This window comes from Pseudomonas sp. B6001, assembly GCF_013386015.1.
Classification (GTDB): domain Bacteria; phylum Pseudomonadota; class Gammaproteobacteria; order Pseudomonadales; family Pseudomonadaceae; genus Aquipseudomonas.
Genome location: NZ_JACAOX010000002.1, coordinates 1 through 20,283 on the forward strand (window position 1 = coordinate 1; position 20,283 = coordinate 20,283).

21 protein-coding genes are annotated in these 20,283 nt (G+C 60.2%); 10 read left to right on the plus strand and 11 right to left on the minus strand.

What is annotated here, in order from left to right:
• Positions 1-56: 56 nt before the first annotated feature.
• Positions 57-1,256, minus strand: coding sequence for a tyrosine--tRNA ligase (gene tyrS / locus HX821_RS02325; RefSeq protein WP_003210928.1), 1,200 nt, complete (start codon positions 1,254-1,256; stop codon positions 57-59).
• 211 nt (positions 1,257-1,467) lie between these two features.
• Between tyrS and HX821_RS02330 the strand changes: the two genes are divergently transcribed.
• Positions 1,468-2,883 carry a peptidoglycan DD-metalloendopeptidase family protein gene (locus HX821_RS02330; protein ID WP_003210931.1) on the plus strand — a complete coding sequence of 472 codons (1,416 nt, stop codon included), beginning with the start codon at positions 1,468-1,470 and terminating at the stop codon, positions 2,881-2,883.
• 3 nt (positions 2,884-2,886) lie between these two features.
• Entirely contained in the window at positions 2,887-3,978 is a 1,092-nt protein-coding gene (locus tag HX821_RS02335) for an anhydro-N-acetylmuramic acid kinase (RefSeq protein ID WP_177035228.1), read from the plus strand.
• 66 nt (positions 3,979-4,044) lie between these two features.
• Here the strand turns inward: HX821_RS02335 and erpA are convergent, their stop codons facing one another.
• On the minus strand, positions 4,045-4,395 hold the full coding sequence (erpA, locus tag HX821_RS02340) for an iron-sulfur cluster insertion protein ErpA (RefSeq protein ID WP_003176443.1): 351 nt from the start codon (positions 4,393-4,395) through the stop codon (positions 4,045-4,047).
• Between the two features lie 162 nt (positions 4,396-4,557).
• Entirely contained in the window at positions 4,558-5,592 is a 1,035-nt protein-coding gene (gene argC, locus HX821_RS02345) for an N-acetyl-gamma-glutamyl-phosphate reductase (protein ID WP_003210935.1), read from the minus strand.
• A gap of 136 nt (positions 5,593-5,728) precedes the next feature.
• Here argC and hemJ point away from each other — a divergent pair, with 136 nt between their 5' ends.
• The 6 genes from hemJ (at position 5,729) to coq7 (ending at position 10,179) form a co-directional block, all read left to right on the plus strand.
• Positions 5,729-6,157: a protoporphyrinogen oxidase HemJ gene (gene hemJ, locus HX821_RS02350; protein ID WP_003210937.1), complete on the plus strand. Its 429-nt coding sequence runs from the start codon at positions 5,729-5,731 to the stop codon at positions 6,155-6,157.
• A 24-nt stretch (positions 6,158-6,181) separates the two neighbouring features.
• Positions 6,182-7,150 carry a nitronate monooxygenase family protein gene (locus HX821_RS02355; RefSeq protein ID WP_008434459.1) on the plus strand — a complete coding sequence of 323 codons (969 nt, stop codon included), beginning with the start codon at positions 6,182-6,184 and terminating at the stop codon, positions 7,148-7,150.
• Between the two features lie 63 nt (positions 7,151-7,213).
• Entirely contained in the window at positions 7,214-8,179 is a 966-nt protein-coding gene (locus HX821_RS02360; protein WP_087694716.1) for a DUF805 domain-containing protein, read from the plus strand.
• Between the two features lie 62 nt (positions 8,180-8,241).
• Positions 8,242-9,030, plus strand: coding sequence for an SDR family oxidoreductase (locus HX821_RS02365; protein WP_003210941.1), 789 nt, complete (start codon positions 8,242-8,244; stop codon positions 9,028-9,030).
• Between the two features lie 46 nt (positions 9,031-9,076).
• On the plus strand, positions 9,077-9,415 hold the full coding sequence (locus HX821_RS02370) for a histidine triad nucleotide-binding protein (RefSeq protein WP_003210943.1): 339 nt from the start codon (positions 9,077-9,079) through the stop codon (positions 9,413-9,415).
• A 116-nt stretch (positions 9,416-9,531) separates the two neighbouring features.
• A complete protein-coding gene (gene coq7 / locus HX821_RS02375; protein WP_003210945.1) occupies positions 9,532-10,179 on the plus strand; it encodes a 2-polyprenyl-3-methyl-6-methoxy-1,4-benzoquinone monooxygenase in 648 nt (215 codons plus the stop codon).
• A 64-nt stretch (positions 10,180-10,243) separates the two neighbouring features.
• On the opposite strand, the gene HX821_RS02380 is transcribed toward coq7, so the two are convergent.
• A complete protein-coding gene (locus HX821_RS02380; RefSeq protein ID WP_003210947.1) occupies positions 10,244-10,666 on the minus strand; it encodes an OsmC family protein in 423 nt (140 codons plus the stop codon).
• Positions 10,667-10,916: 250 nt separating this feature from the next.
• Here HX821_RS02380 and crp point away from each other — a divergent pair, with 250 nt between their 5' ends.
• Positions 10,917-11,561 (plus strand): cAMP-activated global transcriptional regulator CRP, encoded by a 645-nt coding sequence (gene crp / locus HX821_RS02385; RefSeq protein ID WP_003210949.1) that lies wholly within the window; start codon positions 10,917-10,919, stop codon positions 11,559-11,561.
• On the opposite strand, the gene HX821_RS02390 is transcribed toward crp, so the two are convergent.
• The 4 genes from HX821_RS02390 to HX821_RS02405 are packed head-to-tail and all read right to left on the minus strand — an operon-like array spanning position 11,558 to position 14,741.
• Positions 11,558-12,253: a lipoate--protein ligase family protein gene (locus HX821_RS02390; protein ID WP_177035229.1), complete on the minus strand. Its 696-nt coding sequence runs from the start codon at positions 12,251-12,253 to the stop codon at positions 11,558-11,560. The two genes, crp and HX821_RS02390, sit on opposite strands and share 4 nt — an antisense overlap.
• A 2-nt stretch (positions 12,254-12,255) precedes the next feature.
• On the minus strand, positions 12,256-13,092 hold the full coding sequence (gene trpC, locus HX821_RS02395; RefSeq protein WP_003210953.1) for an indole-3-glycerol phosphate synthase TrpC: 837 nt from the start codon (positions 13,090-13,092) through the stop codon (positions 12,256-12,258).
• Complete coding sequence (trpD, locus tag HX821_RS02400) at positions 13,089-14,138, minus strand: anthranilate phosphoribosyltransferase (RefSeq protein WP_003210955.1); 1,050 nt, start codon at positions 14,136-14,138, stop codon at positions 13,089-13,091. The genes trpC and trpD overlap by 4 nt, the downstream gene beginning before the upstream one ends.
• A 9-nt stretch (positions 14,139-14,147) precedes the next feature.
• Positions 14,148-14,741, minus strand: coding sequence for an aminodeoxychorismate/anthranilate synthase component II (locus tag HX821_RS02405; RefSeq protein WP_003210957.1), 594 nt, complete (start codon positions 14,739-14,741; stop codon positions 14,148-14,150).
• A gap of 412 nt (positions 14,742-15,153) precedes the next feature.
• Here HX821_RS02405 and estP point away from each other — a divergent pair, with 412 nt between their 5' ends.
• The gene (gene estP / locus HX821_RS02410; protein ID WP_177035230.1) at positions 15,154-17,076 is read left to right on the plus strand and encodes an esterase EstP; all 1,923 of its coding nucleotides are present in this window, start codon (positions 15,154-15,156) and stop codon (positions 17,074-17,076) included.
• A gap of 138 nt (positions 17,077-17,214) precedes the next feature.
• Here the strand turns inward: estP and trpE are convergent, their stop codons facing one another.
• From trpE to rpe, 3 genes are all read right to left on the minus strand, one after another.
• Entirely contained in the window at positions 17,215-18,696 is a 1,482-nt protein-coding gene (gene trpE, locus HX821_RS02415) for an anthranilate synthase component I (protein ID WP_003210962.1), read from the minus strand.
• Between the two features lie 68 nt (positions 18,697-18,764).
• The gene (locus HX821_RS02420) at positions 18,765-19,583 is read right to left on the minus strand and encodes a phosphoglycolate phosphatase (RefSeq protein ID WP_177035231.1); all 819 of its coding nucleotides are present in this window, start codon (positions 19,581-19,583) and stop codon (positions 18,765-18,767) included.
• On the minus strand, positions 19,580-20,254 hold the full coding sequence (gene rpe / locus HX821_RS02425; protein WP_003210966.1) for a ribulose-phosphate 3-epimerase: 675 nt from the start codon (positions 20,252-20,254) through the stop codon (positions 19,580-19,582). Before rpe ends, HX821_RS02420 begins: the two co-directional genes overlap by 4 nt.
• Positions 20,255-20,283: the final 29 nt, after the last annotated feature.

Consider the following 20,283-nt stretch of genomic DNA (forward strand, 5'->3'; position numbering starts at 1 on the left):
GGAAGTGGGGCGAATTATAGACAGATATAAAACGCCGTCAACAGTTAATTTCAGGTTTATTCGGATTTAAGCGTAATACGCGCAAATGCCTTCTTGCCGGCCTGGCAAACGTGGGTCGCGCCCAGTTCGTATATAAAGGTGCGATCGACAACCTCACCATCTATACGTACACCGCCAGACCCCAGAAGGTCGCGCGCCACCGCCGAGTTCTTCACCAGGCCCGCCTTATTAAGGACGGCAGCGATCGGCATTGCCTCGCCAGCAGTCAATTCAATCTCAGGCAGATCATCCGGCAGCTCGCCATCCTTCATACGGTTACCCGCAGCACGGTGAGCACTGGCCGCAGCCTCTTCACCATGGAAGCGCGCAACAATCTCTTCAGCCAGCTTGATCTTCACATCCCGCGGGTTAGCCCCAGCTTCCACTTCAGCACGCAGTGCATTGATCTCATCCATCGAGCGGAAACTCAACAGTTCGAAGTAACGCCACATCAGCGCATCCGGAATCGAAACCAGCTTGCCGTACATCACACCCGGCGCCTCCTGGATACCGACATAGTTACCCAGGGACTTGGACATCTTCTTGACGCCATCCAGCCCTTCCAGCAACGGCATCGTCAGAATGCACTGAGCCTCTTGCCCATACGCACGCTGCAGCTCACGCCCCATCAGCAGGTTGAACTTCTGATCAGTACCGCCCAGCTCGACATCGGCACGCAACGCCACCGAGTCATACCCTTGAACCAATGGGTACAGGAACTCATGGATAGCGATCGGCTGATTGGTGGAGTAGCGCTTATCGAAGTCATCGCGCTCGAGCATGCGAGCAACGGTGTACTGGGACGTAAGACGAATGAAATCCGCCGGCCCCATCTGATCCATCCAGGTGGAGTTGAAGGCCACCTCGGTCTTGGCCGGATCAAGAATCTTGAAGACCTGGGTCTTGTAGGTCTCGGCGTTATCGAGAACCTGCTCACGGGTCAGCGGCGGACGCGTAGCGCTCTTGCCGCTCGGATCGCCGATCATCCCGGTGAAGTCACCTATAAGGAAGATTACCTGATGCCCCAGTTCCTGGAACTGGCGCAGCTTATTAATAAGCACCGTATGCCCAAGGTGCAGATCCGGCGCCGTCGGATCAAAGCCGGCCTTAATACGCAGGGGCTGGCCACGCTTGAGCTTTTCGATCAGCTCAGCTTCGACCAACAGTTCTTCCGCACCACGTTTGATCAGCGCTAGCTGCTCTTCAACCGACTTCATAACAGACCCGCAAGGCTCAGATTCAAAAGGGAACCAACCATACAAGATCAGGGACTAATTACAAGTTTTGCCCTGCGCACGGACACCGTTCAGCAAGCCCAGCGTTCGCAAGCTTGCACCACAGATGATTTGGTTATATTTTATACAGTTATTTCATCTTCATCATGTCATTCATCTTTTCCAATTCATCTTTTCAAAGTCAAAATTACTTATGACCACAGAACCGTCTAAAGCGCCGCCGCTTTACCCGAAGACCCACCTGCTCGCCGCAAGTGGGATCGCCGCCCTTCTGAGCCTGGCACTCCTGGTATTTCCTTCCAGCGACGTAGAAGCCAAACGAACGACCCTAAGCCTTGACCTTGAAAGTCCGGTTGAGCAACTGACACAAGATCAAGACGCTTCCGACGCACTTCAAGCCACAAATGGCGCAGCCGAATCGCCGTTTGCCCAGATCGAAAGCAGCGCCGAAGACACCAAGGAAACCGCGCAGGCCGAACCTGCGGTAGTAGAGGCACCCAAGAACCCGCTGCACCGGGAAGTCATTGTCGCCAAGGGCGACACCCTTTCGACCCTGTTCGAAAAGGTCGGCCTCCCCGCCGCGACGGTCAACGATGTACTGGCAAGCGACAAGCAGGCCAAGCAATTCACCCAACTCAAGCATGGCCAGAAGCTTGAATTCGAACTGGCGCCCGACGGCCAGTTGACCAACCTGCACAGCAACGTCAGCGACCTGGAAAGCATCACCCTGACCAAAGGCGCCAAGGGCTTTGCGTTCAACCGCATCACCACCAAGCCGGTCATGCGCTCCGCCTATGTACACGGCGTGATCAACAGCTCGCTGTCGCAGTCCGCCGCCCGCGCCGGCCTGTCCCACAGCATGACCATGGACATGGCCAGCGTGTTTGGCTACGACATCGACTTCGCCCAGGACATTCGCCAGGGTGACGAATTCGACGTGATCTACGAACAGAAGGTCGCCAACGGCAAGGTCGTCGGCACCGGCAACATCCTCTCTGCGCGATTTACCAACCGTGGCAAGACCTACACCGCCGTGCGCTACACCAACAAACAAGGCAACAGCAGCTACTACACCGCCGACGGCAACAGCATGCGCAAGGCGTTCATCCGTACCCCGGTTGACTTCGCCCGTATTAGCTCGCGTTTCTCGATGGGTCGCAAGCATCCAATTCTGAACAAAATTCGCGCTCACAAAGGCGTCGACTACGCCGCCCCGCGTGGCACGCCGATCAAGGCTGCCGGTGACGGCAAGGTCTTGCTGGCCGGTCGCCGTGGCGGCTACGGCAACACCGTGATCATCCAGCACGGGGCCACCTACCGTACGCTGTATGGCCATATGCAAGGTTTCGCCAAGGGCATCCAGACCGGCGGCAACGTCAAGCAGGGCCAGGTGATCGGTTACATCGGCACTACCGGGCTGTCCACCGGCCCGCACTTGCACTACGAGTTCCAGGTCAACGGCGTGCACGTCGACCCACTGGGCCAGAAGCTGCCAATGGCCGACCCGATCGCCAAGGCCGAGCGCGCTCGCTTCCTGCAGCAGAGCCAGCCATTGATGGCCCGCATGGACCAGGAGCGCTCCACTCTCCTGGCTTCGGCGAAGCGCTAAGCCATGTCGCTCTATATAGGTGTGATGTCCGGGACCAGCCTTGATGGCCTGGACATTGCGCTGATCGAGCAAGGCCCGGCGATCAAGCTGATCGCCACCCACTACATCCCCATGCCTGAATCCCTGCGTTCCGAGCTGCTTGGCCTGTGCGCCAGCGGCCCGGACGAGATTGCCCGTTCGGCGCTCGCGCAGCAGAACTGGGTGACGCTTGCCGCCCAAGGTATTCACGCCCTACTCGATCAGCAGAACCTCAAGCCCCAGGACATTCGAGCGATTGGCAGCCACGGCCAAACCATTCGTCACGAACCTGCACGGGGTTTTACCGTGCAGATCGGCAACCCGGCACTGCTCACCGAATTGACCGGAATCACCGTCGTCAGTGATTTCCGCAGCCGCGATGTCGCCGCCGGAGGCCAAGGCGCCCCGCTGGTGCCTGCATTTCATGAGGCACTGTTTGGCGAGCGCACGGGCAACCGCGCCGTGCTGAATGTGGGCGGCTTCAGCAACCTCAGCCTGATCGAGACCGGCAAACCGGTCGCGGGCTTCGACTGCGGCCCAGGGAATGTCCTGCTGGATGCCTGGATTCACCAGCAACGCGGCGAGAACTTCGACCGCGATGGCCAGTGGGCTGCCAGCGGGACGGTTGAACCCCAGCTACTCAAGGCATTGCTCAGCGATCCGTTCTTTGTGACCAAGGGGCCAAAAAGCACCGGTCGCGAAGTCTTCAACCTGGGATGGCTTGAGCATCACCTGGGACGATTGCCGCCATTCGCAGCCCAGGACGTGCAAGCCACATTGCTCGAGCTGACTGCCCTGACCATCGTCGAATCCCTGCAAACCGCCCAATCACAGACCGAAACCCTGCTGGTCTGCGGCGGCGGCGCCCACAACGCAACCTTGATGAGCCGCCTGAGCGCCCTGCTGCCGGCGACCCAGGTCAGCAGCACCGCCACCTGCGGCGTAGACCCTGACTGGGTCGAAGCCATGGCGTTCGCCTGGCTGGCCCATTGCTGCCTGGAAGGCATCGCCGCCAACCGCCCCAGCGTCACCGGCGCCCGCGGCCTTCGTGTACTCGGCGCGATCTACCCCGCCTGAATCCCACACAGCAAAACGCCGCTTGGCCCTATCAAGGCCAAGCGGCGTTTTTATATCCGCTGTCGATCAGATCGAGAACGAAGACCCGCAACCACAAGTGGTGGTGGCATTCGGGTTCTTGATCACGAAGCGCGAACCTTCCAGACCTTCCTGATAGTCCACCTCGGCTCCTGCCAGGTACTGGAAGCTCATCGGATCGACAACCAGGCTGACGCCCTCGCGCTCAACGATGGTGTCGTCATCGGCCACGTCTTCATCGAAGGTAAAACCGTACTGAAACCCTGAACAACCGCCGCCCGTAACAAATACGCGCAGCTTCAAGCGATCATTACCCTCTTCATCGACCAGGCTCTTCACCTTGTGCGCAGCACCGTGGGTGAATTGCAAAGCCGTGGGGGTGAAGGATTCAACGCTCATGCTGATAATCTCCCGGCGTAGCGCCGCCATATGCGTGATGGCGGGCATTATCCGCTTCTCCTAGAAAAGCGGTCAACTATTGTTACGGTATATCAATCTGCGCAGCGGCCATTAAAAACACGAAAGGCCCGATCAACGGGCCTTTGCGCAACAGCAGAAAATTTACGGCAGCATGCCCGCGTGGGACAGGCCCAGCTTCTCATCCAGGCCAAACAGGATGTTCATGTTCTGCACAGCCTGGCCCGAAGCGCCCTTGACCAGGTTGTCGATGACCGACAATACCACCACCAGGTCACCATCCTGTGGACGATGCACTGCGATACGGCACACGTTGGCACCGCGCACGCTGCGGGTCTCCGGGTGGCTGCCCGCCGGCATCACATCGACGAACGGCTCATTGGCATAGCGCTTTTCAAACAGCGCCTGCAGGTCTACGGAGCGATCAACGACTGTCGCATACAGTGTGGAGTGGATCCCGCGGATCATCGGTGTCAGGTGCGGCACAAACGTCAGGCCGACATCCTTGCCCGCAGCACGACGCAGCCCCTGGCGAATTTCCGGCAAGTGACGATGGCCTTTGACTGCATAGGCTTTCATGCTTTCCGACGTCTCGGAGTAAAGCGAACCTACAGCGGCCCCACGACCAGCACCACTGACGCCCGACTTGCAGTCAGCAATCAGCCGCGATGCATCCGCCAGCCCGGCTTCCAGCAATGGCAGGAAACCCAACTGCGTAGCTGTCGGATAGCAACCCGGCACGGCGATCAGGCGTGCTTGCTTGATCTGCTCACGATTGACTTCCGGCAGGCCGTACACCGCCTCTTCCAGCAACTGCGGTGCACCGTGAGGCTGGCCGTACCACTTGGCCCACTCATCGGCGTCCTGCAGGCGGAAGTCTGCCGACAAGTCGATCACCTTGGTACCGGCGGCCAGCAACTCGCCCGCCAGGGCATGGGCCACACCGTGAGGCGTGGCAAAGAACACCACATCACACGCGCCCAGGGTCTTGATATCCGGAACGCTGAACGCCAGGCCGTCATAGTGGCCTCGCAGGTTCGGGTACATATCGGCCACAGCCAGGCCGGCCTCGGATCGGGAAGTGATCACCACCACCTCAGCTTGCGGATGCTGAGCCAACAGACGCAGCAATTCGACACCGGTGTAACCCGTGCCGCCGACGATACCGACCTTGACCATAAACCTGCCCTCAACGAACCCACTGGAAAGCCGTCGATAATAGGGTTCGTATCGTCCTGCGACAACCTTCAACATGACGTGTAGACGCAAGAGCCACTACTATCTTCAGCTACCGTGAACCTGGGAATAACTAAAAATGCTTTATCTATGGGTCAAAGCCTTTCATATCGTCAGCATCGTCTGCTGGTTTGCCGCGCTGTTCTACCTTCCGCGCCTGTTCGTCTACCACGCCCAAAGCGAGGACACCATCAGCAAGGAACGCTTCAGCGTGATGGAGCGCAAGCTGTACCGCGGCATCATGGGCCCGGCGATGATCGCCAGCCTGGTGTTCGGCGGATGGCTGATCTACCTCAACCCGGCCATCTTTCAATCCGGCGGGTGGATCCACGCCAAGTTGACCCTGGTAGTACTGCTCATCGGCTACCACCATATGTGCGGCGCGCAGGTAAAACGTTTCGCCCGTGGCGAAAACACCCGCAGCCATGTCTTTTATCGCTGGTTCAATGAAGTGCCAGTTCTGATATTGCTGGCTATCGTAATTTTGGTCGTGGTCAAACCGTTCTAATCTCTATTACTCGGGGTACTTCCAATGTCGCTGCCCGCTTCGCTCGAACAAAATCTGCGCCTGCCCGTCGTGGCTGCGCCGATGTTTCTGATCTCCAACCCGCAACTGGTGCTGGCCTGCTGCCGCAACGGGATCGTCGGCAGCTTCCCTGCCCTCAACCAGCGGGAAAGCAGCGGCTTCAAGGCGTGGCTGGAAGAAATCGAAGCGGGCCTGGCGCTGCTGGATAACCCGGCGCCCTATGCGGTCAACCTGATCGTGCACAACAGTAACCCGCGGGTGGAAGCTGACCTGGCGATCTGCGTCGAGCACAAGGTGCCGATCGTCATCACCAGCCTGGGCGCGGTGAAAGAATTGGTAGACGCGGTGCATAGCTACGGCGGCCTGGTATTCCACGATGTCACGACCCGGCGCCACGCCGAAAAAGCCGCTGAAGCCGGCGTCGATGGCCTGATCGCCGTTGCGGCGGGCGCCGGTGGCCACGCCGGCACCTGGAGCCCGTTTTCGCTGATCGCAGAAATCCGTCAGTTCTTCGACAAAACCCTGCTGCTCGCCGGTTGCCTGAACCACGGCCACGAAATCCTCGCCGCGCAACTGCTCGGCGCCGACCTGGCCTATTTCGGCACGCGTTTTATCGGCACCACCGAAAGCCATGCCCCGGATGCCTATAAAGAGATGCTGCTCACATCGCGCGCCGCCGACATCGTGCACACTCCAGCCGTCTCCGGTGTTCCCGCAAGCTTCATGCGCCAGAGCCTGGAAAATGCCGGTTTCGACCTCGCCGCGCTGCAAGGCAAGGGTGAAGTCAATTTTGGCTCCAAGCTCAAGCCACTCAACGACGAAGCCAAAGCCTGGAAGACCGTGTGGTCCGCCGGCCAGGGCGTCGGAGAGATTGATGATTTGCCCAGCGTCGATGAACTCGTGGCCCGCCTGGATGCCGAATACCGCAAGGCGCTCGAGCATGCGGCACAATTGCCTGAACGCTGGCCACGCTGATCCGCGATCCAAAGCCTGCTGATCAAGGCAGGCCTCCCCTATTCAAGTGACAAGGATGCCCGCATGAGCGACAACCGTTTCAAGATTGTGTTTGATGGCGCATTGCTCCCGGGTGTCGAAAGCACCACCGCCAAGCTGAACCTCGCCGAGTTGTTCAAAAGTGATGTCGACGCGATCGAAAAGCTTTTCACCGGCCGCCCGGTCGCGCTGAAACGCGACCTTTCCCGCGCCGATGCCGAGACCTATCTGCAAGCGCTGAAAAACGCCGGGGTGGATGCGCGGATAGAAGAAGAGCAGCCGGTCGCCTTCAGCCTTGCCGAAACCCATGAAACGGACTCCGGCAGCGCGACTGGCTACACCCGCCCCGCCGCATCGCCTTACGCCCCGCCCCGGGCCGCGGTTGGCGAGAACCTGCCGGAGTTTTCCACCCTTAAGGTATTCACCGTCAACGGCCGGATCGGACGCCTGCGCTTCCTGGCGTGGACGCTGGTGCTGAGCGTGGTGATCCTCCTCGTCTCAAGCGTGTTCTTCACCGTCGGACTTGGTATCGCTGCGGTCTCTCCGACGATTGCCATGGTCATTGGCTTCCTGGTGGGGATTGCCATACTCGTGGCCGCTGTGTGGGTCAGCGTACAGATCACCGTGCAGCGCCTGCATGACCTGGGCTGGTCCGGCTGGCTGTGGTTCCTGCACCTGGTGCCCTTCGTTGGCAGCATCTTCCCGATCCTGCTGATGGTCCTCCCCGGTAACACGGGCGCAAACCAGTACGGCGCGCCACCACCGCGTAACTCCACTGCGGTGAAAATCCTCTCCGCATTGTGGCTCGCATTCATTCCGCTGGTATTTGCCGGCGCGGTGTTGGTGGGCATGAGCGGCTACCTGGATCAACTGGAAAGCGATGTAGGCGGCAGCTACGAAAGCAGCTCCATCAACTCCGATGACGACAGCGACCAGGCCACCACCGTCGATGAAGTCGATGTGCAAAGTGCTGACGACACAGCCGAACCTGTAGACTCTACGCAACAGTGAAAAACGCCCGACGCCTGTGACGCCTCTGTCACAGGCCCGGTAGCGTTGCGATGGAGAAACGCATGACCCGTTACGCTCTGATCACCGGTGCCTCCAGCGGCATCGGCCTGGCCTTGGCCGAAGCACTGGCCCGTCGCGGCCGCAGCTTGATTCTGGTGGCCCGCCAGCGTGATCAGTTGGAAAGCATTGCAATCGAATTGACTCAGCGCTTCGGCGTCGAGGTGCTGTTCCGCGCCTGTGACCTGGGCGAGCCCCTGCGGCTCTCCGGGTTCCTGCTGGAACTGGAAGAAGGCGAGCGGCAGATCGACCTGCTGGTGAACTGCGCCGGCATCGGTACCAGCGGTCCGTTCCTGGCGCAGGACTGGATGACCGAGCAGGACCTGATGGAGGTCAACATCCTCGCCCTGACCCGCATGTGCCACGCCCTCGGCAACGCCATGGCCCTGCACGGCGGCGGGCAGATTCTCAACGTCGCGTCGGTTGCCGCGTTCCAACCCGGCCCGTGGATGAGCACTTACTACGCCAGCAAGGCCTACGTGCTGCACTTTTCCGAAGGCTTGCGCGAGGAACTGAAGACTTGCGGCATCAAGGTTTCCGTACTTTGCCCCGGCCCGACCCGCACCGCATTCTTCGGCACCGCCCAAATGGACACCGCCAAGCTGGATCGCAGCCAACAGTTGATGAGCCCGGAAGAAGTCGCGCTCTACACCGTGCGCGCCCTGGCCAGGAACAAAGCCATCATCATTCCCGGCCGGCGTAATCGCTGGCTGGCGTTCAGCCCGCGCCTGAGCCCGCGCTGGCTGACCCGCAAGATTGCCGGCGCGATCAACAAGGCCTATTGCCCGCGCTGATCGCCTGAGTACACTCACCCTGCACTTTCACAATGGAGAAACAGCTGTGGATACTCTGTTCACCAAGATCATCAACAGAGAAATACCCGCGAAGATCATCTACGAGGATGACCAGGTCCTGGCCTTCCACGACATCGCGCCAATGGCACCCGTGCATTTCCTGGTGATTCCGAAAAAGCCGATCCGCACCCTCAACGACCTCACCGAGGAAGACAAGGCGCTGGCCGGGCATATCCTGTTCACCGCCCAGCGCCTGGCGGTTGAGCAAGGCTGTGAGAAGGGCTTCCGTGTGGTGATGAACTGCAACGAAGATGGCGGACAGACCGTTTATCACATCCACATGCATGTTCTAGGTCAACGCCAGATGAACTGGCCGCCGGGCTGAGCACTACCTGTGGCGAGGGAGCTTGCTCCCTCGCCACACAAGCAATTTGACCCAGCGCAAACGCTTCCCCCTCTCTTGCGGTAAACTGGCCGCCGAGATTCTTCCCGGAGGTCAGCATGACTACCCAACGTCACTACTCGCCGATTGATCGTCTGTTGCTGCAAGCCGATACGGCCATGCGCACGCTGCTGCCATTCAGCGGCCAACCGCACCGCCCGTCGCCCGCCATCGTGCGGCCCGAAGCGCAGATGAGCGAGACCGACACCCGCCACGTCGCCGGCCTGATGCGTATCAACCATACCGGCGAGGTCTGTGCCCAGGCGCTGTACCAGGGCCAGGCCCTGACCGCCAAGCTGCCGCAAGTGCGCGCCGCGATGGAACATGCCGCCGAAGAAGAAATCGATCACCTGGCCTGGTGCGAACAACGCATTCGCCAGTTGAACAGCCATCCGAGCGTGCTGAACCCGCTGTTCTACGGCTTATCGTTTGGCATTGGTGCGGTGGCCGGACTGATCAGCGACAAAGTCAGCCTGGGTTTTGTGGCCGCCACCGAGCATCAGGTGTGCAAACACCTCAATGAACACCTCGAGCAACTGCCGGCTGAAGACGAAAAGTCCCGGGCGATTCTTGAGCAGATGCGCATTGATGAAGAACATCACGCCGAAAGCGCGCTGGACGCGGGCGGCTTCCGCTTCCCGGCACCGGTGAAATTTGGCATGAGCCTGCTGGCCAAGGTCATGACCAAAAGCACGTACCGCATCTAGTTTCAGCAGAAAACAAAAAAGGGCGCTATCAAGCGCCCTTTCTTTTTGCCTGCCGATTGAAGAATCAGCCCAACTCAATGATCTCGTAATCATGAGTGATGGCAACGCCCGCAGCGCCCAGCATGATCGAGGCCGAGCAGTACTTCTCCGCCGACAACTCGATGGCCCGCTTGACCTGGGCTTCTTTCAACGCCCGGCCCTTGACGACAAAGTGCATGTGGATCCTGGTAAACACCTTCGGGTCTTCGGTGGCACGCTCGGCTTCCAGGAATGCTTCGCAGCTTTCCACCGCCTGGCGGGACTTCTTCAGGATGCTCACCACATCGAAATTGCTGCAACCGCCTACACCGAGCAGGAGCATTTCCATCGGGCGTACGCCCAGGTTGCGGCCACCGGCTTCCGGCGGGCCGTCCATGACCACCACGTGGCCACTGCCCGACTCACCGAGGAACATGGCTTCGCCCGCCCATTGGATGCGTGCCTTCATCGCCCAGACTCCACTGCTAAAAAAGGGTCGCCAGCTTAGCACAGCACTTTGGGCCGGCAGCGTTTCCCATGAAAGCGATCAACAGCAGGGTTTGCTGGGTAAATTCCCTAATGAAGTCAGAATGTGTCTGTTAAGCTGGCGCCAAATCAATGGCGCATTGCCATCCATTGGATGATGTAGCTTAGCCGTTGATCGCGCTGGATAAAAAAACAAGCTCACCAACACCGTGCAGTCTTTTCGGGATACAACCATGGTTGCTATTACTCCCACACCCAAAATCAAGAACCTCGACAAACTGCTGATGCATTGTCAGCGCCGGCGTCATCCAGCCAAGCACAACATCATCTGCGCGGGCGAGCGCTCGGAATCCCTGTTCTTCATTATCAAAGGCTCGGTCACCATCCTGATCGAGGATGACGATGGTCGCGAAATGATCATCGCCTACCTCAATACCGGTGATTTCTTCGGTGAACTCGGGCTTTTCGAACAAGCCGGCAAGGAACAGCAACGCAGTGCCTGGGTGCGGGCCAAGGTCGAATGCGAAGTCGCCGAGATCAGCTATACGAAATTTCGCGAACTGGCCCAGCAGGATCCCGACATTCTGTACGCCCTGAGCGGCCAGATCGCACAGCGCCTGAGAGACACCACGCGCAAAGTCGGCGACCTGGCGTTCTTCGACGTCACCGGCCGGGTTGCCCGCTGCCTGCTGGAGTTGTGCAAGCAACCGGACGCCATGACCCATCCCGACGGGATGCAGATCAAGATCACCCGCCAGGAAATCGGGCGGATCGTCGGTTGCTCAAGGGAAATGGTTGGCCGTGTGCTCAAGGACCTGGAGGAACGCAACCTGGTGCATGTCAAAGGCAAGACCATGGTGGTCTTCGGTACGCGTTAAACCGGCAGGAAACTCGCAAGCATCTGACGGTACAACGTATCAAGCCGGGCAATCGCACCTGGCGCCGCAAAGGCTTCGTGCAGGGCGATGTGGCTTTCGGCGCGCACCCGTTGTTCCAGGCCGCATGCTTCATTGAAGCGATTGACCGCGGCGATCAATTCGACGCGATCGTCATCCAGCAGCAACGCACCATGCACCAACCCCACCGGGCGCCCGCCACTCTGGCGCCAGCGCTGGGCGGTACCGACCATTTTGCGACCATCAAGGTTGACGTTGTAGCGACCGTCGCAAAACGCACCGTCGATCTCGCCCACCGACGCGTTGCCACCCAACTCGATCAGCAGGTCGCAAATCGGCTGGCACAGACGCTGGTAGCCGGTTTCGATACGGCCCTGGTCACCTTCACTGCGTGGTGGCGCGTAGACCAACGCGATATTGACCGTGGCTGCCGATTGCGGGACAGGCTCACCGCCCGTTTCCCGCAGCAGCACCGGCCAACCGGCGCCTGCCGACACCTGGCTGGCGGTCTCGAATGCCGGAAGGCGGCTCAAACGACGAGGCATCACCAACGCTTGATCGCTGGGCTGCCAGAAAAGCAGGCCGAACGGTTGCTCGCCGGCACAGACCGCGGCGAGCAAATCCTGCTCGGCCTTAAGGCCTGCCTCGACCGTCATCGCCACCGGCTGGGTCATGATCAATCCAGGGTCGAGCCACTGACGGCAACGCCACGCTCCGGGAAGAACAGGCGCTGCAATTCAGCCCCCGGGTTCTCGGCACGCATGAAGGTTTCGCCGACGAGGAACGAGTACACGCCGCTGATTTCCATCAGTTCCACATCGGCGCGATTGACGATGCCGCTTTCGGTGATCACCAACCGGTCGCGCGGGATGCGCGGCAACAGGTCGAGGGTGTTTTCCAGGCTGACTTCGAAGGTGTGCAGGTTGCGGTTGTTGACGCCCACCAACGGTGTGTCGAGGGTTTTCAACGCGCGTTCCAGTTCATCACCGTCGTGCACTTCCACCAGCACGTCGAGGCCGACGCTCTTGGCCACGGCCGCCAGTTCAGCCATTTTCACGTCATCCAGTGCGGAGACGATCAACAGCACGCAATCGGCGCCCAAGGCACGGGCTTCGACGATCTGGTACGGGTCGACCATGAAGTCCTTGCGGATCACCGGCAGCGAACACGCCGCACGCGCTTGCTGCAGGTACAGGTCGGCACCCTGGAAATAGTCGATATCGGTCAACACCGAGAGGCAGGTCGCGCCGCCCTTCTCGTAGCTTTTGGCAATGTCTTCAGGGATGAAGATCTCGCGAATCACGCCCTTGCTCGGCGAAGCCTTCTTGATTTCAGCGATAACGGCCGGCTGTTTTTCCTTGGCCTGCTTGATCAGCGCATTGGCGAACCCACGCGGTGCATCGGCGGTTTTCGCCAGGCCTTCCAGCTCAGCCAGGCTGACCCGGGCACGGCGCTCGGCGACTTCTTCTGCCTTGCGGGCCAGGATTTTTTCCAGAACGGTCGGAACACTCATCCTTCATTCTCCACTTTGAACACCGCAGTAAACGCACCCAGTTCTTCGAGCTTTTCGCGCGCCAGCCCGGTATGCAATGCATCATGAGCGAGGGCAACACCCTCTTTAAGACTGTAGGCGTGATCCGCGGCGTACAGCGCCGCACCGGCGTTGAGCACAATCATTTCTGCGGCTTTCTGGCCGTTTTCGGTCTTGCGGCGTCCCAGGGCATCGCGAATCAGTTCAAGGGAGGCTGCCGGGCTTTCTACCGCCAGGCCGTGCAGGCTCTGGCTTTTCATGCCGAGGTCTTCTGGCTCGACCCAATACTCGGTGACCTGGTCGTTCTTCAGCTCCGCCACGAAGGTCGGTGCTGCCAGGCTGAACTCGTCGAGGCCATCCTTGGAATGCACCACCAGCACGTGCTTGCTGCCCAGGCGCTGCAGGACTTCAGCCAATGGCCGGCACAGCGCCTGGCTGAACACGCCCACTACCTGATGCTTCACACCGGCCGGATTCGTAAGCGGGCCGAGCATGTTGAACAGGGTACGCAGGCCCAAGTCCTTGCGCGGGCCGGCGGCGTGTTTCATCGCGCCGTGATGGGACTGGGCAAACATGAAGCCGATGCCGACATGATCGATGCAGCGCGCCACTTGTACCGGGGTCAGGTTCAGGTAGATACCTGCTGCTTCCAGCAAATCGGCGCTGCCGCTTTTACCCGACACCGCGCGGTTACCATGCTTGGCCACGGTGCAGCCGGCAGCGGCCACCACAAAGGAAGAAGCCGTCGACACGTTGAAAATGTTCGCACCGTCGCCGCCGGTGCCGACCACGTCGACCACGCCGTCGAGGGTCTTGAGTTCAACCTTGTCGGCCAGCTCACGCATGACCGACACAGCGCCGACGATTTCGTCGATGCTCTCGCTCTTCATGCGCATGGCCATCATGAACGCGCCGATCTGCGCGTCGGTGCATTGACCGGTCATGATCTCGCGCATCACATCGCTCATTTCAGCGGTGCTCAGGTCCAGATGGCCGACGATACGGCTCAGGGCAGTCTTGATATCCATGAAAAGTCCTTAGCGCGTGCCGCCGCTCTGCTTGAGAAAGTTAGCGAACAGCTCGAAGCCCTGCTCGGTCAAAATCGATTCCGGGTGAAATTGCACCCCTTCGACGTTCAGTGTCTTGTGACGCAGGCCCATGATCTCGTCGACGGAGCCGTCTTCCAGTTGGGTCCAGGCCGTCAGCTCAAGGCACTCGGGCAGGGTTTCACGCTTGACCACCAGCGAGTGGTAGCGGGTTACCGTTACCGGCAGGTTCAAACCCTGGAATACGCCCTGGTCCTTGTGGAATACCGGGCTGGTCTTGCCGTGCATTACCTGGCGGGCGCGGACGACGTCGCCACCAAAGGCCTGGCCGATGGACTGATGGCCCAGGCACACGCCCAGGATCGGCAGCTTGCCGGCAAAGTATTGGATGGCTTCGAGGGAGATGCCCGCTTCGGTCGGCGTACACGGGCCTGGGGAGACGACGATGCGTTCAGGGTTCAACGCGGCGATCTGGGCCACGGTCAATTCGTCGTTGCGCACCACCTTGACCTCGGCGCCGAGCTCGCCCAGGTACTGCACAACGTTGTAGGTAAAGGAGTCGTAGTTATCAATCATCAGCAACATGTGGGTTAAAACCTCTTGAATTCACTGACTTCTAATGACGGCCTTCCAAGGGAGTGACCCGCTGCCAGACGCACTTTCCGGTTGCCGGGGTTGGTCGGCAAGGGGCGTTTAACAGAGGGTGAAGAAGGCAAATCGGTACAGGTCCGGCGGGGCCGGTAGAGAAAAGTTAGGCGCGCCAACGCCAACGGGCGTGTGCCTTGACTACTCGCATCAAGAGTTTGCTGATGATCAACACGGGGAGGGTCTCATTCATACGTTCAGGCACAGTAACGTAGCCTCGCCAACGGTGCAATATCGAGCCGCAAATACGGGGGAAACTGCCCGACTGATAATTGGCGTCAAACTTTTCAGAACCCTTCCAAGGGCGCTACAGTCACAGTGCTGACAAAAAAACAAAATCATGGACGGACTCATGACCAAGATGCCCTATTTCACCCCCATCGTCGGCTGCCTCTTGGCGCTGGCATGCTCGCAAGCCTTCGCCGCGCCCTCGCCTTATTCGACGATGGTCGTTTTCGGTGACAGCCTGGCCGACGCCGGTACATTTGCCGACCCTGGCGCACCGGGCTCAACCTATCGCTTCACCAACCGCACCGGCCCGCAATACTTCGACGGCAGCGGCGAAAGCACATCGCTGATCTCCTCGACGTTATTGGGCGGCAAGCTGGGGGTTGCCCCGGGCGACCTGAATGCCTCGACCTCGCCGGAGCGCGCCGCGCTGGGCCAGCCAGACGGCAATAACTGGGCCGTCGGCGGCTACACCACCCAACAGATCTACGATGCCATCACCGGTAACTCCACCGTCACCGACAGCGACACCGGGCAGGTATTGCGTACACGTCCCGGATACCTGGCATCAACGGGGGGCCGAGCCGACCCCAACGCGTTGTACTTTCTCTCCGGCGGCGGCAATGACTTCCTCGACGGCCTGGTCCTCAGCTCCGACCAGGCCTCGGCCGCAGCCGGGCGCCTGGCCGACAGCGCCCAGGCGCTGCAACAGGCTGGCGCCCGTTATGTAATGGTATGGATGCTGCCGGACCTGGGCCTGACACCTGCCGTCAATGGCACCCCGCTCCAAGGGGCCGTCAGCACCCTGGCCGGCGCGTTCAACCAGACCCTGGTACAGCGCCTGTCGCAAATCGATGCGCAGATCATCCCGCTGAACATTCCATTGCTGCTCAAGGAAACCTTTGCCGATCCCGGGCGTTTTGGTTTTGCCACCGACCAGAACCTCAACCAGACGTGCTTCAGCGGCACCACCTGCAGGAATCCGGTGTATGGCGTCGGCGGCACCAATCCGGACCCGACCAAGCTGATTTACAACGACACCGTGCACCCGACCGAGGCCGGCCAGGTACTGATCGCCGACTACGCGTATTCACTGCTGGCTGCGCCCTGGGAAATCACCCTGCTTCCGGAAATGGCCCAAGGCACCTTGCGCGCCCATCAGGATTCATTGCGCAACCAATGGCAAGCCGACTCCCGTAGCTGGCAGGCCGTGGGCCAATGGCGGGCGATCGTCGACGCTGGCGGCCAGCACCTGGACTTCGATGATCAGAACAGCTCGGCCAGCGGTGACGGCAGCGGCTATAACCTGAACATCGGTGGCAGCTACAGGCTCAATGACGAGTGGCGCGTGGGTGTGGTAGCAGGCTTCTATCGCCAGAGTCTTGAGGCCGGCGCCAGCGATTCGGACTACAAGCTCAACAGCTACCTGGGCACCGCGTTCGCCCAATATCAGGAAGATCACTGGTGGGCCGACGCCGCATTGACCGGCGGCAAACTGGACTTCGACAACCTCAAGCGCAAGTTCGCCCTGGGCATCAGCGAAGGCACCGAGAAAGGCGACACCGACGGCTGGCTATGGGCATTGAGCGCACGGGTTGGGTATGACATCGCCGAGCCGAACAGCGAGTGGCACTTCTCACCCTTTATCAGCGCTGACTATTCGCGGGTCGAGGTGAATGGTTATTCGGAGAAAGATGCCCGTTCCACCGCGCTGACGTTTGATGACCAACAGCGCGACTCCAAGCGTTTGGGAATCGGATTACAAGCCAACTACCGCTTCACCCCGCAAACCCTGGTGTTTGGCGAAGTGGCCCACGAGCACGAGTTTGAAAACGATACGCAGCGAGTGGGCATGTCCCTCAACAGCGTGCCGGGGATTGATTTCAAACTGGACGGCTACACGCCACGCAGCAATTCGGATCGCTTGAACCTGGGGATTACCCACAAGGTGACCAAGGACCTGGCGTTGAACGCGGCCTATAACGTGAGAAAGGATGACAACTTTACCCAGCAAGGGCTGAGTGTCGGGGTGAGTCTGGATTTCTGACTCGGACTTGAAACTGACAAATACCAAATGTGGGAGCGGGCTTGCTCGCGAAAGCGGTGCGACAGTCACCTTATATGTCGACTGATACACCGCCTTCGCGAGCAAGCCCGCTCCCACATTTTTGATCTACGTCTGACTTCAGTCCTGCGGGGTCTGCTCAGCCAACGCCACCGCGCGGAACATCGCCCGGCGCTTGTTCAGCGTCTCTTCCCATTCCAGGGCCGGTACCGAGTCGGCCACGATCCCGCCGCCCGCCTGCACATGCAGTTCGCCGTCCTTGATCACCGCCGTACGGATCGCGATCGCAGTGTCCATATTCCCGTTCCAGGCGAAATACCCCACCGCGCCGCCATACACACCCCGCTTCACCGGCTCCAGCTCGTCGATGATTTCCATCGCGCGAATCTTCGGTGCGCCGGACAAGGTGCCCGCCGGCAGGATCGCCCGCAGTGCATCCATCGCCGTCAACCCGGCCTTCAGCTCGCCGGTGACGTTGGACACGATGTGCATCACGTTGGAATAACGCTCGATCACCATCTTCTCGGTGAGTTTCACCGAACCGATTTCCGAGACACGCCCGGTGTCGTTGCGGCCCAGGTCGATCAGCATCAAGTGCTCGGCGATTTCCTTGTCGTCGCTCAACAGGTCCTGTTCCAGCGCCAGGTCGGCCTCTTCGGTCGCACCGCGAGGGCGCGTGCCGGCAATCGGGCGCACGGTGATCAGGTTGTCTTCGACCCGCACCAGCACTTCCGGCGAACTGCCCACGACGTGGAAGTCGCCAAAGTTGAAGAAGTACATGTACGGCGTCGGGTTGAAACAGCGCAGCGCCCGGTACAAATCAATCGGCGCGGCCTTGAAGTCGATGGACATGCGTTGCGACGGCACCACCTGCATGCAGTCACCGGCAAGGATATATTCCTTGATGGTATCGACCGCACGCTCGTAGTCATCCTGGGTAAAGCTGGAGCGGAACACCGGGTCAGCCGCCGGTGGACGGCTGAGGTCCAGGCCGCGACGCGGGGTGATCGGCTGGCGCAGTTTTTCCAGCAGCGCTTCCAGGCTCGCCTGGCCTTGCTCGAACGCATCGGCCTGGGAAGGATCCGCCAACACGATAGCGTGCATCTTGCCCGCGAGGTTGTCGAACACCACCACCGCGTCGGAAACCATCAGCAGAATGTCCGGCACGCCCAACGGATCGGGGTTCGGGGATTTGCCCAGGCGTTTTTCCACGTAGCGCACGCAGTCGTAGCCGAAGTAACCCACCAGGCCGCCGTTGAAGCGCGGCAGGCCGGCGATGGTCGGCACGTTGTAGCGCGCCTTGAATTCCTCGACGAAGGCCAGCGGGTCTTCCACATCGTGACTTTCGATCTCGACGCCGTCCAGGGTGATGCTCACATGGTGATCATGTACCCGCAGCACCGTGCGGCACGGCAGGCCGATGATCGAATAACGGCCCCATTTCTCGCCGCCCTGCACCGACTCCAGCAGATAGGAGTTGGGCTCGTCGGCCAGTTTCAGGTAGATCGACAGCGGGGTGTCGAAGTCGGCCAGGGTTTCGCAGGCCATGGGGATACGGTTGTAGCCGGCAGCGGCCAAACGCAGGAATTCTTCGCGGATCATGAGGTGCCTCGTGGCTTGAGGGTCTAACGGTCAGGTGTGCAAACGTGCCGCAGCGCGGCGAGGATCAGTCAGGCGCGCCAACGCCAGCGGGCCAGGGCCTTGATGACTTTCATCCAGAGTTTGCGAGTGACCACCACGATGGGATTTCCAGAAGGGGATGGAACAGCGTCGGGCAACGTTATCTCAGCGCCCGTTCCCAAGCAACCGGGGATTAACAGGCGCAGGTCATCAATCACCAGCGCCGGGGATTCTTCGGCAATCGGCCGGCCATGGTTGTAGCCGTAACTCAAGGCCACGCACTTGACCCCCGCCGCTTTCGCCGCCAGCACATCACTGCGCGAATCGCCGACAAACAGCGATTGGGACGCCGGGATATTGGCCATTTTCATCACGAAGAACAGCGCGGCCGGGTCGGGCTTCTTCTGCGGCAAGGTATCGCCGCCGATGATCCAGCGGAAATACCGGCCGATCTTCATCTGGTCCAACAGCGGTGCGACGAAACGCTCCGGCTTGTTGGTGATCAGGGCCATTTCCACGCCCTGCTTGTGCAGCCATTTCAGGGTGTCGCGCACGCCGGGATAAACCGCGGTCAGTTCGTGGCCGTTTTCGTAGGCCACGTTGAACAGCTCAAGCGCATGCTCGGCTTCCACCTCATCGACACCCTCGGCCTCGATGTTGTTGGCCAAGGCCCGACGCACCAGCATCTGCGCGCCATTGCCGACCCACTCGCGCACCGACTCGATACCCGCCGGCTTGCGCCCCAGCTTGAGCAGCATCTGGTCCACCGCCGCGGCCAGGTCCGGCACTGAATCGATCAACGTACCGTCCAGATCGAACATCACCAGCCGTGGCAGTTTGCCGGGGAACAGTTGCTCAAAGCCACTCATGGACGCGCCAGCGCCAGTTCTGCACGCATCTTGGCGATCACTTCCTGATAGTCCGGGGCATTGAAGATTGCCGAACCGGCCACAAAGGTGTCGGCACCGGCCGCGGCGATTTCGCGGATGTTGTTGACGTTGACGCCACCGTCGATCTCCAGGCGGATATCACGGCCCGACGCATCGATCAGCGCCCGCGCTTCACGCAGCTTGTTAAGAGTGCCGGGGATGAACTTCTGCCCGCCGAAGCCCGGGTTGACGCTCATCAGCAACACCATGTCGACTTTGTCCATCACGTACTCAAGCACGCTCAGCGGAGTGGCCGGGTTGAACACCAGGCCCGCCTTGCAACCGCCCTCGCGGATCAGTTGCAGGGTGCGGTCCACGTGCAACGTGGCTTCCGGGTGGAAGGTGATGTAGGTCGCGCCGGCTTCGATGAAGTCACCGACGATGCGGTCCACCGGGCTGACCATCAAGTGCGCATCGATAGGCGCGGTCACGCCGTATTTACGCAGGGCGGCGCAGACCATCGGACCAATGGTCAGGTTCGGCACATAGTGGTTGTCCATGACATCGAAGTGAACGAAGTCGGCACCGGCGGCCAACACCTTGTCCACTTCCTCGCCCAGGCGGGCGAAGTCGGCGGAGAGAATCGATGGAGCAATGACGAAGGGCTGCATGACGCACCTTTTTGAGCTAAATCACGATG

Excerpts from the sequence above, each read along its gene's own strand:
- tyrS (WP_003210928.1), bottom strand. The coding sequence starts at position 1,256 with ATGAAGTCGGTTGAAGAGCAGCTAGCGCTGATCAAACGTGGTGCGGAA.
- HX821_RS02330 (WP_003210931.1), top strand. The coding sequence starts at position 1,468 with ATGACCACAGAACCGTCTAAAGCGCCGCCGCTTTACCCGAAGACCCAC.
- HX821_RS02335 (WP_177035228.1), top strand. The coding sequence starts at position 2,887 with ATGTCGCTCTATATAGGTGTGATGTCCGGGACCAGCCTTGATGGCCTG.
- erpA (WP_003176443.1), bottom strand. The coding sequence starts at position 4,395 with ATGAGCGTTGAATCCTTCACCCCCACGGCTTTGCAATTCACCCACGGT.
- argC (WP_003210935.1), bottom strand. The coding sequence starts at position 5,592 with ATGGTCAAGGTCGGTATCGTCGGCGGCACGGGTTACACCGGTGTCGAA.
- hemJ (WP_003210937.1), top strand. The coding sequence starts at position 5,729 with ATGCTTTATCTATGGGTCAAAGCCTTTCATATCGTCAGCATCGTCTGC.
- HX821_RS02355 (WP_008434459.1), top strand. The coding sequence starts at position 6,182 with ATGTCGCTGCCCGCTTCGCTCGAACAAAATCTGCGCCTGCCCGTCGTG.
- HX821_RS02360 (WP_087694716.1), top strand. The coding sequence starts at position 7,214 with ATGAGCGACAACCGTTTCAAGATTGTGTTTGATGGCGCATTGCTCCCG.
- HX821_RS02365 (WP_003210941.1), top strand. The coding sequence starts at position 8,242 with ATGACCCGTTACGCTCTGATCACCGGTGCCTCCAGCGGCATCGGCCTG.
- coq7 (WP_003210945.1), top strand. The coding sequence starts at position 9,532 with ATGACTACCCAACGTCACTACTCGCCGATTGATCGTCTGTTGCTGCAA.
- HX821_RS02380 (WP_003210947.1), bottom strand. The coding sequence starts at position 10,666 with ATGAAGGCACGCATCCAATGGGCGGGCGAAGCCATGTTCCTCGGTGAG.
- crp (WP_003210949.1), top strand. The coding sequence starts at position 10,917 with ATGGTTGCTATTACTCCCACACCCAAAATCAAGAACCTCGACAAACTG.
- HX821_RS02390 (WP_177035229.1), bottom strand. The coding sequence starts at position 12,253 with ATGACCCAGCCGGTGGCGATGACGGTCGAGGCAGGCCTTAAGGCCGAG.
- trpC (WP_003210953.1), bottom strand. The coding sequence starts at position 13,092 with ATGAGTGTTCCGACCGTTCTGGAAAAAATCCTGGCCCGCAAGGCAGAA.
- trpD (WP_003210955.1), bottom strand. The coding sequence starts at position 14,138 with ATGGATATCAAGACTGCCCTGAGCCGTATCGTCGGCCATCTGGACCTG.
- HX821_RS02405 (WP_003210957.1), bottom strand. The coding sequence starts at position 14,741 with ATGTTGCTGATGATTGATAACTACGACTCCTTTACCTACAACGTTGTG.
- estP (WP_177035230.1), top strand. The coding sequence starts at position 15,154 with ATGACCAAGATGCCCTATTTCACCCCCATCGTCGGCTGCCTCTTGGCG.
- trpE (WP_003210962.1), bottom strand. The coding sequence starts at position 18,696 with ATGATCCGCGAAGAATTCCTGCGTTTGGCCGCTGCCGGCTACAACCGT.
- HX821_RS02420 (WP_177035231.1), bottom strand. The coding sequence starts at position 19,583 with ATGAGTGGCTTTGAGCAACTGTTCCCCGGCAAACTGCCACGGCTGGTG.
- rpe (WP_003210966.1), bottom strand. The coding sequence starts at position 20,254 with ATGCAGCCCTTCGTCATTGCTCCATCGATTCTCTCCGCCGACTTCGCC.